This window comes from Kutzneria sp. NPDC051319, from assembly GCF_040682195.1.
In the GTDB taxonomy this organism is placed as follows: Bacteria; Actinomycetota; Actinomycetes; order Mycobacteriales; family Pseudonocardiaceae; genus Kutzneria.
Window position 1 is genome coordinate 15,796 of sequence record NZ_JBFBAM010000045.1, and the last position, 18,362, is coordinate 34,157.

General features: G+C 70.1%; 18 protein-coding genes. 7 read left to right on the forward strand and 11 right to left on the reverse strand.

Annotation, left to right across the window (positions count from 1 at the left end):
• Positions 1-11 precede the first annotated feature (11 nt).
• On the forward strand, positions 12-1,922 hold the full coding sequence (locus AB0M73_RS32885) for a RiPP maturation radical SAM C-methyltransferase (protein WP_363898924.1): 1,911 nt from the start codon (positions 12-14) through the stop codon (positions 1,920-1,922).
• A complete protein-coding gene (locus tag AB0M73_RS32890) occupies positions 1,919-2,518 on the forward strand; it encodes a DUF5825 family protein (protein WP_363898927.1) in 600 nt (199 codons plus the stop codon). Before AB0M73_RS32885 ends, AB0M73_RS32890 begins: the two co-directional genes overlap by 4 nt.
• Before the next feature lie 137 nt (positions 2,519-2,655).
• On the opposite strand, the gene AB0M73_RS32895 is transcribed toward AB0M73_RS32890, so the two are convergent.
• Complete coding sequence (locus AB0M73_RS32895; protein WP_363898930.1) at positions 2,656-3,381, reverse strand: class I SAM-dependent methyltransferase; 726 nt, start codon at positions 3,379-3,381, stop codon at positions 2,656-2,658.
• A 44-nt stretch (positions 3,382-3,425) separates the two neighbouring features.
• Positions 3,426-3,662: a hypothetical protein gene (locus tag AB0M73_RS32900; protein WP_363898933.1), complete on the reverse strand. Its 237-nt coding sequence runs from the start codon at positions 3,660-3,662 to the stop codon at positions 3,426-3,428.
• 41 nt (positions 3,663-3,703) lie between these two features.
• Here AB0M73_RS32900 and AB0M73_RS32905 point away from each other — a divergent pair, with 41 nt between their 5' ends.
• The 3 genes from AB0M73_RS32905 to AB0M73_RS32915 all read left to right on the forward strand — a co-directional run bounded on the left by AB0M73_RS32905 (position 3,704) and on the right by AB0M73_RS32915 (position 7,098).
• On the forward strand, positions 3,704-4,342 hold the full coding sequence (locus AB0M73_RS32905; protein ID WP_363898936.1) for an HD domain-containing protein: 639 nt from the start codon (positions 3,704-3,706) through the stop codon (positions 4,340-4,342).
• A gap of 157 nt (positions 4,343-4,499) precedes the next feature.
• Entirely contained in the window at positions 4,500-5,411 is a 912-nt protein-coding gene (locus AB0M73_RS32910; RefSeq protein WP_363898939.1) for an NADP-dependent oxidoreductase, read from the forward strand.
• A gap of 112 nt (positions 5,412-5,523) precedes the next feature.
• Positions 5,524-7,098, forward strand: a complete 1,575-nt coding sequence (locus AB0M73_RS32915; protein ID WP_363898942.1) for an alpha/beta hydrolase — start codon at positions 5,524-5,526, stop codon at positions 7,096-7,098.
• Positions 7,099-7,139: 41 nt separating this feature from the next.
• On the opposite strand, the gene AB0M73_RS32920 is transcribed toward AB0M73_RS32915, so the two are convergent.
• Positions 7,140-8,663 carry an alkaline phosphatase D family protein gene (locus AB0M73_RS32920; RefSeq protein WP_363898944.1) on the reverse strand — a complete coding sequence of 508 codons (1,524 nt, stop codon included), beginning with the start codon at positions 8,661-8,663 and terminating at the stop codon, positions 7,140-7,142.
• A gap of 170 nt (positions 8,664-8,833) precedes the next feature.
• Here AB0M73_RS32920 and AB0M73_RS32925 point away from each other — a divergent pair, with 170 nt between their 5' ends.
• Entirely contained in the window at positions 8,834-10,354 is a 1,521-nt protein-coding gene (locus AB0M73_RS32925; protein ID WP_363898946.1) for a tachylectin-related carbohydrate-binding protein, read from the forward strand.
• A 76-nt stretch (positions 10,355-10,430) separates the two neighbouring features.
• Positions 10,431-10,871, forward strand: coding sequence for a nuclear transport factor 2 family protein (locus tag AB0M73_RS32930; RefSeq protein WP_363898949.1), 441 nt, complete (start codon positions 10,431-10,433; stop codon positions 10,869-10,871).
• Here AB0M73_RS32930 and AB0M73_RS32935 read toward each other — a convergent pair.
• The 8 genes from AB0M73_RS32935 to AB0M73_RS32970 all read right to left on the reverse strand — a co-directional run bounded on the left by AB0M73_RS32935 (position 10,854) and on the right by AB0M73_RS32970 (position 18,309).
• Positions 10,854-11,999 carry a family 1 glycosylhydrolase gene (locus AB0M73_RS32935; protein WP_363898952.1) on the reverse strand — a complete coding sequence of 382 codons (1,146 nt, stop codon included), beginning with the start codon at positions 11,997-11,999 and terminating at the stop codon, positions 10,854-10,856. The two genes, AB0M73_RS32930 and AB0M73_RS32935, sit on opposite strands and share 18 nt — an antisense overlap.
• A complete protein-coding gene (locus AB0M73_RS32940; RefSeq protein WP_363898955.1) occupies positions 11,992-13,050 on the reverse strand; it encodes an NAD(P)-dependent alcohol dehydrogenase in 1,059 nt (352 codons plus the stop codon). The genes AB0M73_RS32935 and AB0M73_RS32940 overlap by 8 nt, the downstream gene beginning before the upstream one ends.
• A 133-nt stretch (positions 13,051-13,183) precedes the next feature.
• Positions 13,184-13,987 (reverse strand): DNA-formamidopyrimidine glycosylase family protein, encoded by an 804-nt coding sequence (locus tag AB0M73_RS32945; RefSeq protein ID WP_363898958.1) that lies wholly within the window; start codon positions 13,985-13,987, stop codon positions 13,184-13,186.
• Positions 13,980-14,558, reverse strand: coding sequence for a hypothetical protein (locus AB0M73_RS32950; protein ID WP_363898961.1), 579 nt, complete (start codon positions 14,556-14,558; stop codon positions 13,980-13,982). The genes AB0M73_RS32945 and AB0M73_RS32950 overlap by 8 nt, the downstream gene beginning before the upstream one ends.
• The gene (locus tag AB0M73_RS32955; RefSeq protein WP_363898964.1) at positions 14,545-14,853 is read right to left on the reverse strand and encodes a hypothetical protein; all 309 of its coding nucleotides are present in this window, start codon (positions 14,851-14,853) and stop codon (positions 14,545-14,547) included. The genes AB0M73_RS32950 and AB0M73_RS32955 overlap by 14 nt, the downstream gene beginning before the upstream one ends.
• Positions 14,854-14,864: 11 nt before the next feature.
• Positions 14,865-15,209 carry a UBP-type zinc finger domain-containing protein gene (locus tag AB0M73_RS32960; RefSeq protein ID WP_363898967.1) on the reverse strand — a complete coding sequence of 115 codons (345 nt, stop codon included), beginning with the start codon at positions 15,207-15,209 and terminating at the stop codon, positions 14,865-14,867.
• A complete protein-coding gene (locus AB0M73_RS32965; protein WP_363898970.1) occupies positions 15,206-16,639 on the reverse strand; it encodes an ATP-binding protein in 1,434 nt (477 codons plus the stop codon). The genes AB0M73_RS32960 and AB0M73_RS32965 overlap by 4 nt, the downstream gene beginning before the upstream one ends.
• The gene (locus AB0M73_RS32970; protein WP_363898973.1) at positions 16,636-18,309 is read right to left on the reverse strand and encodes an FAD-dependent oxidoreductase; all 1,674 of its coding nucleotides are present in this window, start codon (positions 18,307-18,309) and stop codon (positions 16,636-16,638) included. The genes AB0M73_RS32965 and AB0M73_RS32970 overlap by 4 nt, the downstream gene beginning before the upstream one ends.
• Positions 18,310-18,362: the final 53 nt, after the last annotated feature.

Genomic DNA, 18,362 nt, shown 5'->3' on the forward strand with positions numbered 1-18,362 from the left:
GGAGACGTGTCATGCGCATAGTGCTGGTCAACATGCCTTGGGGCTCGGTCGAAATCCCGTCGCTGGCGCTCGGCATCCTCAGCCGCGCCCTGCGGGTCCGGTTCCCGGACGCCGAGGTGGAGGTGCTGCACGCGAACATCGACTACGTGGACTGGTTGAGCCGGGAATCACCGGTCACGCTGCCGGACTACGAGTTGTTCTCGCTGCACTCGTTCACCACCGGCGGCGGCGACTTCGTCTTCTCGTCGGCCCTGTACGACGACCCCGACTGGCGGTGGCCGCAGCTCGTCGCCGCGGTCGCCGGCGGCCGCTCCGAGCGGGACCTGGCGCTGCTGCGGCGGCTGCACCGGTCGGCCCCGGCGTTCGTCGCCGAGCTGGCCGAGCGCATCGTGGCCGGCCGACCGGATCTGGTCGGCTTCACCGCGACCTTCCAGCAGACCACGGCCGCCCTGTCCGCGGCCAAGCACATCAAACGGCTGGCCCCGGAGATCATGACCATCATGGGCGGCGCCAGCTGCGACGGTCCGCAGGGCGCCGCGCTGCACCGCAACTTCGACTTCCTTGACTTCGTGCAGCGCGGCGAGGGCGAGGTGGCGTTCCCCCAGCTGGTGGCCGAACTGGCCGGCGACCGGGACCTCGCCGCCGTGTCCGGGCTCTGCTGGCGGGACGGCGACCGCTCGGTGGCCAACGCGATGAGCACAAAACCATTGCCGCCCAACGAGATCGTCGCACCGGACTACGACGGCTACTTCGAGCGGCTGGCGTCGTCGGCCGCTCGCACGTGGACGGATCCCAAGCTGGTCATGGAAAGCTCGCGCGGCTGTTGGTGGGGCGAGAAGCACCACTGCACGTTCTGCGGCCTCAACGGCTCGTTCATGGAGTTCCGCAGCAAGAGCCCGCGGCGGTTCTTCGACGAGATCGTCGAGCTGACCGGGCGCCACCGGGTGCTGGACATCTTCATGGTGGACAACATCCTGGACATGAACTACCTGACCTCGCTGCTGCCCGAGCTCGCCGCCGCCGACCACGACTTCCGGTTCTTCTGCGAGATCAAGGCCAATCTCCGCCGCGAGCAGGTGCAGCTGCTGGCCGACGCCGGCATCGTCAACGTGCAGGCGGGCATCGAGAACCTCAGCAGCCACGTGCTCGGCATCATGGACAAGGGCATCAGCGGCTGCCAGAACGTGCGGATGCTGCGGGACGCCGAGTCCTGCGGCGTCTGGGTGGAATGGAACTACCTGTACGGGTTTCCCGGCGAGACCGTCAGCGACTACGCCTCGGTCGTCGCGCAGATGCCGGCCCTGCACCACCTGCCGCCGCCGCACTCGGTGGGGCGGTTCGCGGTCGAGCGGTTCAGCCCGTACTTCAACCGCCCCGAGCTCGGTTTCCCCGACCTGGCGCCGGATCCGCAGTACGCGATGATGTACGACCTGCCCGAGTCCGAGTTGTTCGAGCTGGCCTACCTGTTCGCGGTGCCGCCGCGCGGTATCGACGAGGACGTGGCGGCCGAACTGGCGGCGGCCGTGGACCGCTGGGCCGCCTCGTACCAGCGCAGCCGCCTGACCAGCGCCGACCGGGGTGACCACATCGAACTCGTCAGCGAGCGCTCGGCTTTCGACTGGCGGACCTTGACCGTCGACGACCCGTTGGAGCTGACCGCGCTGCGACTGCTCGACCGCCCACACACGTCGGCCGCGTTGACCCGCAAGCTCGCCGACCGGTTCCCCGGCCTCGGCGATGGCGCGGTTTCGGCTCTGTTGAGCCGTTGGCGGGAACTCGGGCTGCTGTACTCCGACGGCGGCCAGCACGTGTCGACCGCGCCGTTGGCCAACAACCAGGCGCTGACCCGGGTTTCGCGTGGTGCCCGGACCACCTGGACGCCGTCGGCGCCGCTGGTCGGCAGTGAGGGGCGGCTGCCGTGACCGAAGTGATCCTGTGGCGGGACTACGGCCGGTCGGAAACGGTGCTGGGCACCAGGTCCGTGCCCTCCCCCGCCGCCGTGGCCGAGTTCTACGCCGAGGGCGCGCGGCACGCCGTCCTGCCCTCGCTGGTCGATCTGGCCGCCGACGCGGAGGCCTCCACCGTGCGGTCCCTCGCGTTGGTACGGGAGCTGACCGCGTGGGGCATCGCCGTGGACTGGCGCCTGCGGCTGCCCGGCGACGCCGCGACGTGGCCCGCCCTCAGTCACCTCCACCCGCCGGCCGAGGTCGTCGGCCACCCCTCGATCCGTGACCAGTGGCGGTCCGCCTACCACTTCTGCAAGTGCGTCGACCGCCACGGCCCCGGCTTCGTCGAGATCCGCGACTTCCGCTCCGGCCGCCTGCGCAAGATCATCATCTCCGACCCCCGCTATCGCCAGGCCATCGAGGCCCTCCGCGACGGTCCCCCGCTCGCCTGTCTGCCCGCCCCCATAGCCCGCGACCTCATCTCCGCCGGCCTCGTCGGGCTGGTCGGCACCCGCGCCTGGTGGCTCCCCTACCGCGTCCGCCGCTGGCCCCTCGCCTCCGACATCATCTGACTCCCGCCCTGCTGCCGGTCTGAAGGCTGGAGCTCGCCCTCCAGGCAGGATTTTGCCTGCCCCGGGTCAGAAGATTGGATTTCACTCGTCACTGAAGTCATAGTGCTATGTACTGCTACCTCGAAGCAGGGCCGCGGTCAGACCGCTTCCAGCACGAAGAAGATGAAGCAGATGAAGCGCCTGTAGCCCTTGAGCTGGTCGGCATAGAGCTCGTAGGCCTCGGGGGTGGGGTAGGGCTCGGCGATATGGGCGGTGCGGAAGCCGGCGGAGGCGAAGGCATCGCTCATGGCACTGAGAGGGCGGTGCCAGTAGGTGAGCACGGCGGGACGGCCGGCGAAGGTGTACTCGTCGGACCACTGCGTGGTGGCGAAGTAGTCGGTGTCGGGGAACACCAGCTTGTACATCATGGGGTGATTCACGACCAGGATCAGCCGGCCTCCAGGCTTGAGCACGCGACGGAGCTCGGCCAGCGGAGCGGTCCAGTCCTCGAAGTAGTGCAACACGAGGGCGGAGACGACGTCGTCGAACTCGGCGTCGGCGTACGGCAGGGGCTGGGTGATGTCGGCGACCCGGATGTCGGCGTCGGGTCCGAGCTTCTCACGGCCGATGCGCACCATCTCGGCACTGGAATCGAAGCCGCTCACGACGGCGCCGCGGTCGCGCAGGTCCGAGAAGATGGGACCGGCGCCGCAGCCGGCGTCGAGAATGCGGCGGCCGCCCACATCACCGGCCAGTTCGACGACGGCGGGCCGGGTGTAGTAGGCGTTGAACAGGCTGGTCTCGTTCTCGGCCACGTACGCCTCGGCGAAGCTGTCGTAGTCGTTCAGCACGGCTTCGGCCGAATTTTCGGGAATCGCGGACATGCGGCCCATAGTGCCCACGAATCAGCCGGCCCGCCAGGAGTTGATCATGCTCCCTGTCGGGTGGTGCCGAATCGTCGCTGGTAGGCGGTGGAACCCAGCGACACTTCCTCAGGGCAAAGCCGGGTCAGGTGGCGGGCGCTCAGATTGACGGAGCCGGCCACCAGGTACGTGTCCGGCGCGGGCTCGGCGGAAGCGGCGCCGTCGATGGCGACCGCGTGTCCTGATCGGTGGGTTTCGTGGCCGGAGAACACCGGCGCGGGTCCGACCGCGGCCGGCACCATGGAAGAAGTCCGGTCACCACCAGTCGAAAGCGCGGAACGTCATGTCAGAGGTCATCGCGGGTGTGGAGGTTCCGGAGACGGCGGCCGTCGCCGAGGCCACCCGTCTCGTCCAGGAGACGACCAGCCCGCTCGTCTACCACCACTCGCGCCGGGTGTTCCTGTTCGGCCAGATCCAGGCCCGACGTCTCGGTGTGACGCCGGATCCGGAACTGCTCTACCTGGCCGCGATGTTCCACGACACCGGCCTCGCCACACCCTTTTCCGAGGTGGAGCAGCGGTTCGAGGTCGACGGGGCCGACCACGGGCGAAAGTTCCTGCTGGAGCACGGTTTCTCGGCCGCGGCGGCCGACACGGTGTGGACGGCGATCGCGCTGCACACGACGCCGGGAATTCCGCACCGAATGGGCCCGGAGATCTCGTCGCTGTATTTCGGCGTGGTGACCGACGTGATCGGATTCGGCCTCGACGAGCTGGACATCGCGCAGGTCGAGGAGGTGCTGGCCGGCCACCCGAGGGGTGATTTCAAGAAGGAGTTCCTCCGCGCCTATTTCGACGGGTTCAAGCACCGACCCGCCACGACCAACGGCACCGTGAACGCCGACGTGCTGGCCCATTTCATCCCCGGTTTCCGGCAGACCACCTCGGTCGAGCGCATTCTCGGCTCGGCCTGGCCGAGCTGACGGTGCCCGCTCTCGGCCGGGCGGCCACACCTTGGTGGGGTCTGGCGGCCACCAGCTATCTGTACACGGCGTTTGTCGGGACACTGTCCCTGTTCGCGACGCTGCACGCCGCCCGGCGGTCCACGCGGACCGCCGGGCGCTCGGGAAAGGCATTGGCATGCAAGCAATCACCGTGACCGACCAGGCCGCCGGCATCGAAGGACTGACGCTCACCGACCGGCCCTACCCGCATGCCGCGGAGAACGACGTCATCGTGCGGGTCCACGCCGCCGGCTTCACCCCGGGCGAGCTGGACTGGCCCACCAGTTGGACCGACCGGGCCGGCCGCGACCGCACGCCCAGCATCCCCGGACACGAGCTGTCCGGCGTGGTGGCCGAACTCGGTTACGGCACCACGGGTCTGACCGTCGGCCAGCGGGTGTTCGGCCTGGCCGACTGGGCCCGCGACGGCTCCCTGGCCGAGTACACGGCCGTCGAGGCGCGCAACCTCGCGCCGCTGGCCGCCGACATCGACCACACCGTCGCCGCGGCGCTGCCCATCTCGGGATTGACGGCGTGGCAAGGACTTTTCGTCCACGGCGGTCTCACCACCGGCCAGACCGTCATGATCCACGGCGCGGCCGGCGGTGTGGGGTCCATCGCCGTGCAGCTGGCCCGCGAGGTCGGCGCCCAGGTGATCGGCACCGGCCGGGCCGCCGACCGTGATCTGGTGCTCGGCCTTGGCGCACAGGCATTTGTGGACCTGGACGCCGAACCGTTGAGCGGCGAGGTCGACGTGGTGCTCGACGTCATCGGCGGCTCGGTGCTGGAGCGGTCGGCCACGCTGGTCCGCCCCGGCGGCACCCTGGTCACCATCGCCGCGCCGCCGACGGTGCAGCCCAAGGACGGTCGGGCGGTCTTCTTCGTCGTCGAACCCGACCGCGCGCAGCTGGCCGACCTGGCTCAGCGCGTGCGGGACGGCCGGTTGAAGCCCCTCGTCGGGGCCGTGCGCCCGCTGGCCGAGACGGCCGACGCCTTCGCCCGTCGAAACCGCACCGCCGGCAAGACCATCATCCAGGTGACCGCCTGACCGTCCACCCCCGACGGCTCGACCGGGCACCGTGACCATTGCCCGACAACGTACAACCTGGGTGATCCGCATGGCGTCAGATGGCTGCACACGACCATGAGGAGACCTCCCAGTGTCTTTCCGAACAAGACCGCGCCTGCGGGCCGCCGCCCTCGCCGCCGCGCTGGCCTGTGGTCTCGGCCTGCTGCCGGCGACAGCCGACGCCACGGCCGACGGCTCCGACGTGCTGGCCGATCGCGCGCCGACGCCCGCGCTGACCTGGGCCGACTGCGCCGACGGCTTCCAGTGCGCCACGGCCGGCGTTCCGCTGGACTACGCCAACCCCTACGGCGCCAAGATCGACCTGGCCCTGATCAAGCTGCCGGCCAGCGACCCCGCCCACCGGATCGGCACGCTGTTCGTCAACTTCGGCGGGCCAGGACCGTCCGGTGTGGACAGACTGCGGCAGCGGGCCAAGTGGCAGTGGCTGTTCTCCGACGAGCTGCGCGCCCGGTTCGACCTGGTGTCATGGGATCCGCGGGCGGTCAGCCACAGCACGGCGGTGCGGTGCTTTTCCACCAGCGCCGAGCAGGAGCAGTACTTCGCCTCGTTCCCGGAGATGCCGGGCGACGCGGCCGGCGAGCCCGCCTACTTCCACGCCTCCAAGGACCTCGCCGACCGCTGCCAGCAACAGGCCGGCAACCTGTTGCCGTACATGAACAGCGTCAACACCGCGCGGGACATCGACCTGCTGCGGCGGGCCGTCGGCGACGCCAAGATCACCTATCACGGCATCTCCTACGGCACCCACATCGGCGCCATCTACGCCAACCTGTTCCCCAACCGGATCAGGGCGCTCGTCATGGACGGCACCATGGACTTCCAGGGCAGCGCCACCGGCCACGGCAACGCCGGGACGACTTTGCCCGTGGACACCCGGCAGGACGTGGCCGGCGGCATCGCCGAGACCTTCGAGTCCTTCCTCACGCAGTGCGCTGCGGCCGGCCCGAACTGCGCCTTCTCCGGCGGCGACGTGCACGCCAAGTGGCAGACGCTGGCCGAGCGGGCCCGCCAGCACCCGATCACCGTCACCAATCCCGATGGCACCGCCAGCACCTTCAGCTACTCGGCGGTGATCAACCTGGCCGGGGATCTCGCCAAGCCGGAGGCGTGGAAGGACAACGCCGCCCAACTGGAGCGCCTCTACGAGGCCAGCGCTGTCACGGCGAAGGCCTTGTCCCCCAAGGGAGAGCCGTACCTCGGAAACTCCACCGAGGCGTTCAACGCCATCCAGTGCGGCGACAGCACCGTGCCCACCGACGAGTCGACGTACAGCGCCCTGGCCACCAGTGAAGACGCCCGGGTGCCGTACTTCGGCCGCATCGGCGTGTTCGACATGATGTCCTGCGCCTACTGGCCGCACCGGGCCGTGCAGCCCTACCGCGGCCCGTGGAACCGCCCGACCTCCGCCCCCATCCTGGTGATCAACAGCCGCTTCGACCCGTCCACGCCGCTCAAGGGGGCCAAGGACGGCATCGCCGAGCTGGCCAAGGCGCGGCTGCTGGTGGTCGAGGGATCGGGCCACAGCACCATGTACGTGCACAGCACCTGCGCCGAGAAGGCCAAGCGCACGTACCTGATCTCCGGTGTGCTGCCGCCCGTCGGCGCGACCTGCGGCATCGACCAGAAGCCGTTCGACCCGGCATAGCCCCGGGCCGGGTTCGGGCGTCGGACACGCCTGGACCCGGCTCAGCGCTGGGGTGTCAGGTCCTTCGACCACAGCACGGCGCCTGAGTTGTCCCGCAGCCGCACGGTCATGGCCCCCGTCTCGGCGGAAACGCTGACCTGGCCGAAGAACTGGAACTCGGTGGCCGGCGAGGCGTTGGCGTAGGGCGGGGCCTTCACGAAGACCTGCTGCGCGCCGAAGGTCGTGTCGACGGCGTCGGACGGGAAGGCCCCGGCGTTGAGCGGCCCGGAAGTGAACTGCCAGAAGGGATCGAAGTCCTGGTAGGCGGCCTTGTCCGGGTCGAAGTAGTGCGCGGCGGTGTAGTGCACGTCCGTGGTGAGCCAGACGACGTTGTGGATGCGGTTGCGCTTGAGGAACGTCAGCAGCTCGGCGATCTGCAACTCCCGGCCGAGGGGCATTCCGTTGTCGCCCTGGGAAACCGCCTCGAACTTGCCGCCGGCGTCGGTGACGACCTCGCACAGCGGCATGTCGTTGGAGATCACCTTCCACCGGGCCGTGGACCGCTTCAGCTCCCGCTTGAGCCAGGCCGCCTGCTCCTGGCCGAGGATGCCGCCGTCGTTGAACGTCTGCTTGTCGGGCGAGTTGGCGTCGCGGTACCAGCGCATGTCCAGCACGAACACGTCCAGCAGCGGCCCGTGGTGCAGCACCCGGTAGATCCGGTTCTCCCGGTCGTAGACCGGCTTGATGGGCACGTACTCGTGGTATGCCTGCCGGGCCCGCAGCTTCAGCACGTCCACCCGCTTCTCGGTGTAGAGCGGGTCGTCCAGGATCTCGCCGGGATACCAGTTGTTGTGGGTCTCGTGGTCGTCCCACTGCTGGATCTGCGCCACCTCGGCGTAGAACCGGCGCAGGTTCTCGTCCAGCAGGTTGTACTTGTAGTTGCCCCGGAACTCGTCCAGCGTCTCGGCGACCTTCGACTTCTCCTCGGTGACGACGTTGTGCCACAGGGTCCCGTCGGGCAGCGCCACGGTGGGCTCGATCGGGTCGTCGGCGTAGATGTTGTCGCCGTTGCAGAGGTAGAAGTCCGGGTCCAGGCGGCGCATCTGCTCGAAGATCCGGTAGCCGCCGCGGGCGGTGTCGATGCCGAAGCCCTGCCCGGCCAGATCGCCGGACCACACGAACGACACGTCCTTGGCCCGTCGCGGCACGGTCCGCAGGCGCCCGCTGAGGGGTTGGCCGGCCAGCGAGCTGTCGTGCAGGTCCACCGGGGTCACGCGGTAGTGGACGTCGGCCCCGTCCGGAAGGTGCGGCAGCACCGTCTTGCCCGTGAAGTCCGAGCCGGGCAGCAGCAGCGCCCCGGGCATCCGGGTGGCCCGCCGGAACGTCGGATCGGTCCCGAACTCCACCATCATCCGGGACGGCCGGTCGGCGCGGGCCCAGACCGTCGCCTGGTCGGCCAGCACGTCCCCGCTCTGCACGCCGTGGGTCAACGCGGGCCGACCGGAACGAACCAGGCCGGGACCGGCGGCGGCCAGGCCACCGGCGGCGAGCGCGCCGCGGAACAGTGTGCGCCGGGTCAGTGACATCGCTGGACCTCCAGAATCGGTTCTCCCGCTTCCTATCCCGCCCCGACGAACATCGCGTGGCCAACCGGTGTCGCCCACCCGTTAGTGACCCAGGTCACAGTGATCTCTTGGGACATCGGGGGCGAATTCACCCGATACTCGCCGGGCAGCTGCACATCTGAGGGGGATGCATGAGATCTGCGCGGATCCGGTCGAGAGCCGTCACCGCCGCCCTGGTCGCCGTCACCGGCGGAGCCCTGCTCACCGCGCCGGCCCTGGCCGTGTCGGGTGACGCCGCGACCACCTACAACTTCACGGCGAAGATCACCGCCGACGGCCGGGCCTGCTCCGGCGCCCTCGTCGCGCCGGCCTGGGTCCTCACCGTGCCCAGCTGCTTTCCCGAGAACCCGAACGGCGGCGCGCCGGCCAAGGCGACAACAGTTGTTGTCGGCCGCGTCAACCTGGACTCGACGGCCGGCATCACCGCTCACGCGTCCAAGCTCGTGCCGGACGCCGGCCACACCGTGATGCTGGTCAAGCTGGACAAGGCCGCGACCGGCATCACGCCCGTCCCGCTGAGCACCACCGCGCCCACCGCCGGCGACCCGGTCCGACTGGCCGGCTTCGGCCGCACCGCGGACGAGTGGATCCCGAACGTGCTGCACACCAGCGCTTTCACCGTCGGGACGGTCGACGCCGCGCAGCTGGTGTTGCACAGCGACACCGCCGACGCCTGCAAGGGCGACGCCGGCGCCCCGGCCTTCCGCGAGGCGGGCGGCCTGGCGACGCTCGTCGGCGTCACCACTTCTTCGCTGCAACACGGCTGTATGGGCATCGAGCAGCCGCAGCAGGGCACCACCGAGATCCGCACCGACACGCTCGCTGCGTGGATCGGACAACAGACCGCCCCCGCGCAGGTGCAGTGCACCCCGGCCACGGTCTGGTCCGAACGAGCCGGCGGCGGGATGTGGCACTACGTGCACAACGACGCCGCCAACGGCACGGCCAACTGGGTCAACCCGACCGCGGCCGTCGGCAGCGGCTGGCTCGGCCGCATGCTCGCCGCGCCCGGCGGCATCGTGTGGGACATCCACAAGAACACCGGCGCGGCCGACACGTTCGCCGACGGCGTCATCCGGCGCTTCGCGTGGAACGGAACCAAGTGGACCGGCGGCGGCCAGGTCGGTGGCGGCTGGGCGCCGTACCTGACCGCCGCGTACGCCAACCGGGTCACCGTGGACTCGCAGGGCCGGATCTTCGCCATCAACGCCAAGGGCGAGCTGCGGGTGTTCATCTGGAACACCGCCACCAACAACTGGGTCAACGGCGCCGGCGTGTCGCTGGGCACCAACTGGCTCATGTACAACTCGATCACCGCGGCCGGCGACGGCGTGCTCTACGCCCGCACCCCGGCCGGCGCCCTGTTCCGGTACGAGTACTCCTTCGCCGACAACAGGTGGCTCCAGATCGCCGAGCCGATCGGCACCGGCTGGCAGATGTTCAGCGAGATCTTCTCGCCGGGCGCGGACATCCTGTACGCGCGCGGCTCCTCGATCTCGACCGGCCCGGTGCTGCGCTGGTACAAGCGGGACGACAACACCGACACCTGGGCGCCGCTGGCGGCCGACGGCGCCGGCAAGGTCGTCGGCTACGGCTGGACGACCGAGCTCCACGTCTCGGCCGACCCCTCGGCGTGCAGGCTGGTGAAGTGATCCGGGCGTGACGAACCGGCCCGTGGCGATTAACGTGTCATGGTGACACGATAATCACCACGGGCCGGGGGCGCGCATGACCAAGTCGCTGCAGGAGCTGTCCGACCGGTTAGAGATCCAGGACCTGCTCGTCGACTACAGCTACGCGGTGGACCGGCGGGAGTGGGACGCGCTCGACGGGATCTTCACGCCCGACGCCGAGATCGACTTCCGGGCCACGACCGGCTCCGTGCACGGCGACCTCGCCACGGTCAAGGCCTACCTGGGCGAGACCATGGCGTACTTCAGCGTCACACAGCACCTGATCGCCGCCAGCAAGATCGAGCTGGACGGCGACGTCGCCACCGGGCGCACCATGTGCCACAACCCGCTCGTGCTCACCGCCGGCGGCGTGATGTTCGTGGGCCTCTGGTACATCGACCGCTTCGTGCGCACCGACGCCGGCTGGCGCATCGCCCACCGGGCACAGGAACTGGCCTACCTGCACAACGATCCGCGGTCAGCCGCGAGCCAGTGACCGGATGAGCTCGGCGCTGCGCCGCGGCCGGCGGTCGACGTCGAACAGCCCGAACGACACCGATCGGCCGGCCAGCCACTCGTAGTTGTCGATGCCGGTCCAGATCGACACGCCCTCGACCCGCATCCCGTTGTCCTGCGCCGCCGCGATGAGCTCGAACGCGCGGCGCAGGTACTCGCAGCGGGCGGTGTCGTCCTGCTCGCCGGCGTCGCCGTAGCCGATCTCCGCCACCACCACCCGCGCGTCGGGCAGCTCACGATGCAGACGCTCCAGCACCGCGGCAAGGCCGTCGGGCCAAGGGACATAGCCCAGCGGCCCCGGCTCTCCGTCGGCCGGGAACGGCGCCAGCGCCCCGTTGGAGTGCACCGTCATCGCGTAGTAGTAAGAGATGCCGATCAGGTCGAAGGCGTCGGCATATCGGGGATCGCGGGCCAGGCGCAGCCAGGAGTCCCAGACCATCGCGTCCAGCCGGGCCAGCACCGCTGCCGTCTCGGGGCTGTCGTCCGCCGGATACAGCGGCAGCACCGCTTCGTTGCAACAGGTGGGCCTTCCCGTGTCCCTGAGCCGGAGCGCGGCCTCGAAGTCAGCGGTGTGCATGGTGGCCAGCACCGCCGCGAACTGCGCCGGATCGCGGTGACCGGGCGGAAAACTGCCGGTGAGATAAGCCTTCTGGGCGTATGTCGTCGGCAGGTTCATCGGCATCCAGCCGCCGGCCAGATCCCCGAACAGCTCGGCCGCCAGGTCCACCCACCGCAGCCACGTCCCGACCGCCCGGTCCCCCGCGAAGCCGCCCTTGTCCGCGAACCACACCGGGATCGCGCTGTGCAGCAGGCACACCCACACCCGCAGGCCCACTTCCCGCGCCGCCGCCAACACCGCTCGGTAGTAGGCCACCGCATCCTGGTCGATCTGTCCCTCGACCGGCTCGACGCGAGCCCAGTTGAGCGAAAGCCGGTGGTCCGTGGCGCCAAGATCTCGCAGCAGCGTGAAATCCTCGCGGTAGCGACGCGCAAAGCCGTTGCCGTCACCGGAATCCGGCGCGTCCTTCCAGCCGTGCCAATCGTCGGCCGGATGCGCGCCTTCGACCTGAACGGCCGACGCGCCTGTCCCCCACCACCAACTACCCATGCCGGCCAGGCACGATCACCGCACGGCCGGTGATCTCGCCGGCCTCCAACAGCCGGTAGGCCTCCAGGGCGTCGTCGAGGGCGAACGTGGTGACTTCGGCATGCAGCCGGCCCCGGGCGGCGAGATCGAGGACCTCCTCCAGCTCGGATCGGCTGCCCCAGTAGGTCGTCTGCACCGACAACTCGTGCGGGACAGCGGCGAAGCGCACGGGCACGGCTCCCCCGCCGAGGCCGATGAGCGTCAGATCGCCCATCACCCTCCCGACGGCAGCACCGAGGGCGACGGTGCGTTCGCTGGCCACGCAGTCGAAAACGGCGTCGGCGCCGCGGTCGTCGGTGAGCTCGCGGATGGTGCTTGCGGCGTCGGGACCGGCCAACAAGCAGTGGTCGGCCCCGGCCCGCGAAGCGAGCTCCAACGCCTCGTTGCGGGTGTCGACCGCGATCACACGGGCGGCGGTGGTGGCCCGCAGGATCTGCACGGCGAGATGGCCGAGGCCGCCGATGCCGATCACCACGGCCGTGGCGCCGGGATGCAGCTTGGACCAGGAGCGCCGAATCGCGTGGTACGGAGTGAGCGCGGCGTCGGTCAGCGGGGCGGCGAGGATGGGATCGAGGCCGTCCGGCAACGGAATGAGGTGTCGGACATCGGGCACGAGCACCAGCTCGGCCATGCCGCCGTCGACACCCAGCCCACAGCCTCCGCCCGGAGCCGGTGCCCCCGCACGGTTCTCGCAGTACGACTCGATGCCGAGCCGACACCGCGCGCAGGTTCCGCAGCCCCACGCCCCGTACACGGCGACGGGCTGGCCGACTTCGACGCCGGTCACGCCGGGACCGAGTTCGTGCACCCAGCCGGCGTTCTCGTGGCCGAGGGTGAACGGCGGACCCCACGGCAACACGCCGGGGCCGAACTCCCGCATCAGGTGCAGGTCCGAGTGGCAGGCGCCGGCCGCGCCCACCCGCACGACCGCCTGCCCCGGCCCGGGCCTCGGCTCCGGAACCTCGGTCAGCACGGGATCGGACTTCCAGCGCTCCAAGCGCAAAGCCTTCATCGCAGGCCCCCTGCGGTCACGGCGGCCAGCGGCAGGTACAGCCCGAACCTCATGCCGCCACCCTAACCACGACGATCACGGCAAGGAGGTCACCTCGGACCAGAAATGCCCGATCGGACAACAACAACGCCGACTAGATCACCTGCTCCGCCGAGCACCACCAGCTGGTGCGGCCGCCGACGGTGCCCCGGGTCATGGGTGCGCCGTCGCGGGGGCACAGCGCCCCGGCGTGGCGGAACGGGATGATCGACAGGGTGTGCACGCCGCCGCCTTCCAGGGCGTCCGTCACGGCGGACTGGGTGGCACGGAAGACCTTCCCGACCTCGCGCGGGGTGAGCTCGTCGACCAGACGGCCGGGATGGACGCGAGCGCGCCAGAGGATCTCGTCGGCCAGCAGATTGCCGATGCCGGCGACGAAATGCTGGTCGAGCAGGCGGGCCTTGAGCGGGGCCGACCCTCTCGACAAGGCCGCCTTGAACTGCGCGGACGTGATCGTCGCGGCGTCGGGTCCGAGGCGGTCGACGGGCGGGTCGAGGGTGATGCGACCCAGCCGACGCGGGTCGACCAGCAGCATGCGGCCGCCGTCGGAGAAGGTCAGGGCGAACCGCGACCAGCGGTAGTCGCCGGACACACGGCGGCCCTCCCAGTAGTCGCCGCCGTCGATCTCGCTGCCGTCGACGCCGGCGATGACGATCTTCCCCGACATGCCGAGGTGGATGCCGAGCGCCGGGCCGTCGGAGGAGGTGTCGCACCACAGCGACTTGCCCCGGCGGTGCGCGGCGACGAGCCGGTGGCCGAGCAGGAGCGACCGGATCTCGCCGGGCGGATGGGGCCGGCACACGTAGTCGTCGGTGTCGTCGACCTCGACGATCAGGCGGTCCAGCGCGGCGCGGTCGATGACGGAGCGGGCCGACTCGACCTCGGGGAGCTCAGGCATAGCCGCGCTTGAGCATCATGCCGGCGGCCTTGTCGAACTCGGCCTCGCTCGGGATCACGAAGTCCAGGGCGTTGGCGTAGCGGGTGATGATGTTGAACACCGAGGCGACCGCGGCGGCGTCCGTGAGCTGTTGCCGCGTAACGCCTTCGGCCGTTGCTGTCCGGACCGCGGCCGGCAGCTCGCCGGGACGCAGGGTCATGGTCTCCACAAAGGACAGTGTGGCGTGCAACGGTTCCGAGATGGGCGCGGTGTGGTAGTCGTCGAGGCAGGCCTCGGCGACGGCCTTGTCCATGCCCAGCGCGGCAATGGCCCGATGCGCCCCGACGCAGAACGGACACGAGTTCCACCGGGCGACCATCGCCGCCATGAGTTCCCGCTCGGCCACGGACCACTCGCTCGGGCCGCGCATGGCCTCCTGCGTCCACGCGCCGAGCGCCGTGCCGACAAAAGCCTTGTGATAGAAGGCAACACGGGCAGCGTCGGGCAGTCGCGCCCCCAACGCCAGCGAGACGACCTGGATCAACGCCCGGCTGCGGAGGCTGTCGCCGCGCTCGATCTCAGGAAGACGCATCGAGCGCCTCCACGAAGGCATCCCAGCGCGCCAGACCGGCCCCGACACAGGCCGCCATCACGGCCTCGAACGCGGCCTTCTCGCTGCCGGCCGCCTCCCGGACGGCGTCGACCTCGGCGTCGGTCACGCGATAGGAGGCCTCGGCGATCCGCCGGGCGAGGGTGTCGTACGGCTCCTTCACCGCGGGCCCGCCCGCCACCCGCTTCGAAATGGCGTTCCGGAGCGACACGGGAGTCACTCCGGAACGACCGACGACCGCGAGACGCAGGGCGTCCGCGAGCTCCTCGTGGCTCATGGACGTCAAACCTAGTGCACGTGACTGCGCCAGTCCTCCGGAACGCGACCGGCCGGACCGGGGATCGCGGCGTCCTCGGGATGCGACTGCGGGCCGGCCAGCGCCGGGCCGTCGTAGAACTCGTTGGTCTGGAAGTTCCAGAACCAGTCCTCGCCCGGCTCGAAGCTGCGGATGAACGGGTGCCCGGAGGACTTCGCGTGGGCGCTGGCGTGCTGGGCCGGCGACGAGTCGCAGCAGCCGATGTGCCCGCACTGGGCGCACCGGCGCAGGTGCACCCACCAGCCGCCGGCGGCGTCGCACTCGACGCAGCCGGCGCCGCTCGGGGGCACGGACGGGTCGATGCCGGGAACGGTCATGAGTTGCCTTCCTGAACGGCGGGGACGAGCGGGATGCGGACCTGGAAGCGGGTGTCGCCGGGCACCGAGACGACGGCCAGGTCGCCGCGGTGCTTGTTGACCACGATGCGCCACGAGATGTCCAGGCCGAGGCCGGTGCCCGAGCCGACCGGCTTGGTCGTGAAGAACGGCTCGAAGATCCGGTTCTTGATCTCCGGCGCCACGCCGGGCCCGGTGTCGCCGATCTCCACCAGCAGCCGGTCGTCCTCGCGGGCCGTGCGCACGGTCAGCGTGCCGACGCCGCCCATGGCCGAGATGGCGTTGTCGATCAGGTTCGTCCACACCTGGTTGAGCTCGGCCGCGTACACCGGCACCTCGGGCAGGCTGTGGTCGTAGTCCTTCACGACGGTGATGTTGTCACCGATCTTGCGACCCAGCATCAGCAGCGTGCTGTCCAGCAGCTCGTGCACGTCGACGGGACGGAACGGCGCCCGGTCCAGCTGGGAGTACTGCTTGGCGGCCGAGACCAAAGTGGACACTCGCGTGGTCGCGTCCTCGATCTCGGTCATCAGCAGCTCGGTCTCGACGGTGTAGTTCAGCCAGCGGACCGCACCCTCCAGAATGGACTTGTCCACGGTGCTGGCCACCGTGTCCAGCCAGGCCACGTCCAGACCCGCCTGCACGAAGGTGGGCGCGATCTCCCAGCCGGCGCGGATCTCGTGCTCGTCGAACCAGTCGGAGAGCTCGTCCTCCTTGTCGGCGGCCTCCAGGGGCTCCAGCGGCTTGGCCTTCGCCACCAGCTCGACGGCCTGCTCCTGGAGCTGGACCAGCGTCGCCAGCGAGACCCGGTCGTACGGGCCGGCGGCGATCATGCCCAGCTTGTGCCGCATGCCGGCGACCCGCTCCCGCAGCGTGGAGGTCGCCCGGATCGCCGCGGCGGCGGGGTTGTTCAGCTCGTGGGTCAGCCCGGCCGACAGGGATCCCAGCGCCAGCAGGCGTTCCCGCTGCCCGATGGCCTGCTGGGTGTTCTGCATGCCGAAGAACAGGCCCTCCAGCATGTGCAGGGCCATCGGGAACCACTCGCGCATGACCTGCTCGAACAGCACCGCGTCGAGCACGTAGAACCGGGACGGCTCGGTGACCCGCATCGACCCGTCGTAGTTCTGCGGCACGCGGTCGCCCAGGTAGGCCCGCCACGCGCCGGCGTACACGCCGGGCTGGGTGGTCCGGCTGATCTCCACGTCCTCGGCGCCGACCCGCCGGGACATCGCCAGGCCGCCCTCGATCATCACGTAGAAGCAGGTCGCCGGGTCGCCCTCGCGATAGACGGGGCCGGGCTCGAAATGCTCGATGTGCCCGTGCTCGCACAGCCATTCCAGCTGGTGCTCGTCCAGCTTCTCGAACAGGAACAGGGTGCGCAGCTCGGCGATGTCACACGGCAGAGGGCTCATGTCCGCTCCAGATAACGGTGCACCAGCATGACGGCCATCGCTCCCTCGCCGACCGCGGAGGCGACCCGCTTGCCGGAGTCGGAGCGCGCGTCACCGGCCACGAACACGCCGGGCACGTTGGTCTCCAGGTGATACGGCGGGCGGTCCAGCGGCCAGTCCCGCAATGCGTTGTCCACGGCCAGGTCGGGGCCGGCGATGACAAAGCCCCGCTCGTCACGGGCGACCACGCCGTCCAGCCAGTCCGTGCGCGGCGCGGCGCCGATGAACGCGAACAGGAAGGAGGCGTCGACCTTGCGTACCTCGCCGGTCTTGTTGTGCCGCAACGAGATGTGCTCCAGGTGGTCGCCGCCGCCGGCCTCGACCACCTCCGTGCAGGTCAGCACCGAGATGTTCGGGATGGCGGCGATCTGCTGGATCAGGTAGTGCGACATGGACTCGGTCAGCGCCTCGGCCCGCACCACGATCGTCACCGACCGGGCCGACCGGGACAGGTACACCGCCGCCTGCCCGGCCGAGTTGGCCCCGCCGACGATGAAGATGTCCTGCTTGGAGCAGTTGGTGGCCTCCGTCAGCGCCGACCCGTAGTACACGCCCCGCCCGGTGAAGTCGTCCAGGCCCGGCGCGGACAGCTGCCGGTACGAGACACCCGTGGCCAGAATGACCGCGTGCGCGTCGATCGCGTCCCCGTCGGCGAATCGCACCGTACGGGCCGATCCGTTGATCTCCACGCCGACCACGTCACGGGTGGTGATCAGCTCCGCGCCGAACTTCGTGGCCTGTCGGCGGGCCCGGTCCGCGAGCTGAGCGCCCGAGACCCCGTCCGGGAAGCCCAGGTAGTTCTCGATCCGTGAACTCTGGCCCGCCTGCCCGCCCGTGGCCGTGCGCTCGATGAGGACCGTCCGCAACCCTTCCGAGGCGCCGTACACCGCCGCCCCGAGGCCCGCGGGGCCGCCGCCGACGATGGCCAGGTCATAGAAGCGTTCCGACGGCTTCGTGCTCAGGCCGACCTCGTTGGCCAGCTCGGCGTCCGTTGGCGCGATCAGCGCGTCGCCGTTCGTGGTCACCACCACCGGCAGGACCCGCCCGTCCGCACCGGCGGCGGCCAGCAGGCGTTCGCCCTCCGGCTCGTCGACCTGGTACCACCGGTAGGGCACCTGGTTGCGGGCCAGGAACTCCCGCACCTCCGACGACCGGGCCGACCACTGGTGGCCGACGATCTTGGTCTCCGGCACCCGCTTGTGGTCCGTGCTCGCCCACGCGTCGATCAGGGAGTCCACCACCGGGTACAGCTTCTCCTCCGGCGGATCCCACGGCTTGAGCAGGTAGTGGTCCAGGTCCACGAGGTTGATGGCGTCGATCGCCGCCTCCGTGTCGGCATACGCCGTCAGCAGCACGCGCCGGGCCGCCGGGTACAGGTCCATCGCCTGCTCGAGGAACTCGATGCCGTTCATGTCCGGCATCCGGTAGTCGGCCAGCATCACCGCCACCAACTCCCCGCGCAGCGCCATCTCCCGCAGCGTGTCCAGCGCCTGCCGCCCCGACTCCGCCCGGATCACCCGGTGCCGGTCGCCGTAGCGCCTACGCAGGTCCCGCGCCACGGCTCGGGACACGCCGGGGTCGTCGTCGACAGTGAGGATCGCGCTCCGCGCGGGGCGAGTCGGCGCGGTCACGCGGCTGGTGTTGGGGAGTAAGGAGCATGCACGTGGCAACCATACGTTCAGGG